The following is a 4107-nucleotide window of genomic DNA, read 5'->3' as shown; positions in this document are numbered from 1 at the left end:
GGTGACACTGACACCACTTGTTCGACGATGGTCAACCGGTCGCCGTCGAGAATGGGCAGCGGAAATTCCGCATCGTTGGCCGCGTTCACGATTGTGGTGCCGGGCAGCGGAACCCGGAGTGCGATCGCCGCAACCGGCGGCGCTCCATCCGGTGCCCACGGCAGCGGTGTCAGCCAGCCCATCAGCAGGGCAGGCGGTGCCACCAATCCGCCCCAGGTGCGCGTGGCGAAGTCGACATCCCAGTACGACGGGTTGCCGTCCTGCACCGTGGCAGCGAACATTTGGATCCGGGCGGCGCTGACCACAGTTCCCGCAATTCGCGGTGCGGATGTCACCCCGACCATCCGCAGCGCGTCCTCGTATGTGCCGAACGCGAGCTTGTAGCTGATAGGTGTCGACGTCACGCCGAGACCGGCACCGAATCCCACTGCAGTTCGCGGGAAGTGAAGTACCAGCCGCCGCGCTCGTAGATCAGCTGATCGCGATAGCTTCCGGTCGCGCGCAATGTGGTGCCGTCGCCCGTCACGGTGAACAGCAGGGCCACGCATCGCTGAGTCGCATTGACACCGTCGACGGTGATCTCGTGGTCGACGGTGACCAGGCGCCCCTTGTCGCCCTCGAAAGCCTCACGCAGATCAGTGAATTCCGTTCCGTCGCGGGTAAAACTAGCGCCGGAGTGGCGGAACGTCGCAATCCATCCGTTGCGGTCGCCTTCGGTAAATGATCGGTTGTGCCGTGCCGTCAGGTTCAGGATGGCATCGCGGGCCACTGAACCGTCGAGCACGTATTGCTGCTGATAGGTCATGGCCATCTGTATTTCTCCCTGTCTCAACGGCTGACGATGTAGCCGTGACTTTCACGGTCCCAGGCGGCGGATCCGACGCCTCTGGTGCGAAGAACATCTTTGCGGACCCGTCCGATAATGGTCTTCGGCAGCTCGCTGACAATCTCGACGTATCGCGGCACCGAGAAGTACGGCATCCGGGCGCCGCAAAAATCCAGCAGCTCTGCGTAATCCAGGTCGCGGTCCGGTTGCACGGTGACGAACAGCAGGATGTCATCCTCGCCCAGGTCGCTGGGCACGCCGATCACCGCGGCCTCGAGCACCGCCGGATGCGCCGTGACCACGGTCTCGACCTCGACCGACGAGACGTTCTCTCCACGCCGGCGCAACGAATCCTTGACCCGGTCGACGTAGGTGAGGTTCTGGTCGCTGTCCAGCACGCCGAGGTCTCCGGTTCGAAACCACGCCGGGTGCGGGTCGACAGCCAGGCCCGAGGAGTTCATATAGCCCTCGCTCATCACGTGCGGGTAGCGGGGGCGGCACGCGATCTCGCCCACGGTGCCGTTCGGGAGCGGCTCACCGTCCGGGTCGACGATTCGTACCTCGAAGTTGGGATTCGGCCGGCCTGACGTCCCGGGCACCCCTGCCTCGGCAACGCTTTTGACCGCGATCGGGAAGGCTTCGGTCAGGCCGTACATGGCGACGATTCGGCATCCGTAACGCTTTTCGATGTCGCGATACACCCCGGCGGCGATCGGCGCGGCGGAGATGAAGCGCAGTGGCAGTTGTCCATCACGCGGATCCGGCGGCTGATTCCACAGCATCGAGACCATCGCGCCAGCACCGACGAAACCCACGGCGCCGCAGGCGCGCACCTCGTCCCACACCGAGGCCGGATGAAAGCTGGGCGCCAATACCGTGGTCCCGCCGACCAACATCGGCGCCAGCACAGCCGGCGCGGCGCTGAGGTGAAACAACGGCATCGCCGTCCACAGCACCTCGCCGGGTCTGAAGTCCCAGGCTGATGCCGCCGTCGCGGCCGTGGTGAACAAGTAGTGCCACGTAGTAGCGACGGCCTTTGAAGCCCCGGTCGTTCCCGACGTGAAGAAGAATGACCCGATGTCCGCGACGTCGCCGACGTGTTCGTCGACGGTGTCCGAGTGTCCGCCGAGCCAGTCGTGTTGCACGACAATGCTCGCGAGCCCCGGCAGTTGATCGGCCAACTCGGCGACGCGCGACGTGCGCTCAGCGTCAGTGACAACCACCTTCGCCCGCGACACACGAAGCGCATGCAGCAGGAAGTCGCCCTTGTTGGCCGCGTTCACGGCGGCGGCCACCGCGCCGATGCGTCCGGCGCCCAACCAGAAGTAGATCCACTCCGGGCAGGTTCCGGCGAACAGGGCGACGCAATCGCCCGCTCTGACGCCCAAGTCCAGCAACGCATTAGCGGCAGCACAGGACCGCTGGCGCATCTGCTCGAAGGTAACGTCGACGCCGCCGATCGACATCATCACCCGGTCGGGGTATTGCTCGGCACGACGATCGAGCACCGCAGCGACGCTGAATCGCTCGACCCCGAAGTCAGCTGGGCCGATGGGCTTTCCGTCGCATGCGGGTGCCGCCCCAACCGGCACGCGGGACATCAGGCTCCTGCAGCCGCCGGGTCCGGATCACCGTTGGCGGTGTAGCCGAAGTCGTCCCGCGCAGCCTCTTCACCCGGGTAGAAGCGATGCGCCCAGCGACGCAGGGCGGCGTAATCGTGCGCCTCTTCCGGTGCGAGATTGGGCTTCTCCAGATACTTCATGTTCTCCCAGGTGAAGAAGTCCTGCTTGATCACCTCCTGCTGCAGCGCCAGGAACTTGGCGGCGCGGCCGCTGGGCGCGTCGCCGGTGTCGCCGGGCTCGCGAACGGACGCCTGGGTATAGAAGTAGTCGGTGTAGTCCTCGTCGACCGGAGTCTGCCCAGTCACCTCGATGGTCGCCACCAGGTCGCTGGGGAAGCGGACTATGCCGAGGCCCAGCGAGTAGTTGTCGTAGATGATCTTGGCGTCGACCGGGCCGTTCGGGGTCAGCCAGGTCTGCGCCCGGCCGCCGCCGAAGTGGGCGCTGACCGTGGCGTGCAGGTGGTAGCCGGCAACCTCGAACGAGGTGGTGTTTGCCGGGTTGGCGGCCTTGTGCACGTATTGCACGTGATACGGGTCGGCCGCGTTTTCGATGATCATCTGCGCATGGACCTTGACCCGGTTCAGCATTCGGCTGTGCGGATGCAATGGGTAGTACTCGCCGGTTTCCAGTTCGGGCAGCACCGGCGGCTGCCAGTACGGCGCTCGGCCGTGCCGCTCGTGCCACACCAGGATGAAGCCGTACCACTCCGTGCTGTGGTACGTGCGGATGCGGACGTTGTTCTTGCAGCCGATCTTGCTGTACGGGATCAGCGCATTCGTGCCGTCGCCGCGCCACCGCCAGCCGTGCCAAGGGCAGACGATGTTCTCCCCCTCGACCGTGCCACCGACGCCCATGTTGGCGCCGAGGTGCTGGCAATACGCATCGAGCACGTTCACCTCGCCGGACTCGGTGCGGAACAGCACCATTTCCTCGCCGAAGTAATGCACCCGCTTGACCTCGCCGGCGGCCAGATCCGAGGCAAAGCAGATGATGAACCATCCGGTCGGGAATCGGTACGGCGACAGGCTGATGCCGCTGGGCCCGAATTCGCGCTCGGACGGATCGATGGAGGTGTCCGAAACCGTGTCCGTCACTACCTTCTCCGTTCCTGCGCAGCCACCTTGCGCACGGCCGCGCTTACGCTCGCCGCGCTTGGCGGACTCAAGTCTATTTTTACTATTTTAAGCATTGAACGTCAACGCACGCTGCGGCCGACGGTAGGGTGAGTCAACATACCGACACCCTTCGCGGCGTGAGCGTCGATAAGAATCGAGGTTGCGGATGACGGCTCCGACAGTCGATCTGTCCGATTTTGCATTGTGGCGCAACGGCTTTCCCGATGACGTGTTCACCGAGCTACGTCGCAGCCGACCGCTGTTCCGCCATGGTCTGACGCCTGGGGTCGCAAAGACCGTCAAGCAGGATTTCTGGATGACGACCAAACACCGGCACGCCGTGCGGCTGCACCGCGACCACGACTCGTTCACGGCAGTAAACGGTCCGCTTATCCAGCCGGCCAACCTGTTCGCATCGAATCCGACGATCATCACCCTGGACCCGCCGGAGCAGAGCAAGCACCGAAAACTCATCTCGAGCGCCTTCACGCCACGGGCCATCGCCAAGCTCGAAGACGGCATTCGGGCCCGTGCGGCGCGGATG

Annotated in this window: 4 protein-coding genes and 1 pseudogene; 1 reads left to right on the top strand and 4 read right to left on the bottom strand. The window is 64.7% G+C overall.

All coding sequences use genetic code 11. The features are described from left to right. The 4 genes from WAN02_RS20720 to WAN02_RS20705 form a co-directional block, all read right to left on the bottom strand. On the bottom strand, nt 1-344 hold a 344-nt coding region (locus WAN02_RS20720), incomplete at its 3' end, for an FAS1-like dehydratase domain-containing protein (RefSeq protein ID WP_422266099.1). A gap of 56 nt (nt 345-400) precedes the next feature. After that, entirely contained in the window at nt 401-811 is a 411-nt protein-coding gene (locus WAN02_RS20715) for a nuclear transport factor 2 family protein (RefSeq protein ID WP_422266098.1), read from the bottom strand. 17 nt (nt 812-828) lie between these two features. Then, nucleotides 829-2427, bottom strand: a complete 1599-nt coding sequence (locus WAN02_RS20710; RefSeq protein WP_422266097.1) for an AMP-binding protein — start codon at nt 2425-2427, stop codon at nt 829-831. Beyond that, nucleotides 2427-3542, bottom strand: a complete 1116-nt coding sequence (locus WAN02_RS20705; RefSeq protein ID WP_422266096.1) for an aromatic ring-hydroxylating oxygenase subunit alpha — start codon at nt 3540-3542, stop codon at nt 2427-2429. Before WAN02_RS20705 ends, WAN02_RS20710 begins: the two co-directional genes overlap by 1 nt. Before the next feature lie 187 nt (nt 3543-3729). Here WAN02_RS20705 and WAN02_RS20700 point away from each other — a divergent pair. Then, nucleotides 3730-4107 (top strand): annotated as a pseudogene (locus WAN02_RS20700) (cytochrome P450); the annotation flags it as partial.

Origin of the sequence: Mycobacterium sp. (genome assembly GCF_049281135.1) — a bacterium.
GTDB lineage: Bacteria > Actinomycetota > Actinomycetes > Mycobacteriales > Mycobacteriaceae > Mycobacterium.
This window is presented reverse-complemented; position numbering and strand designations above follow the sequence as displayed.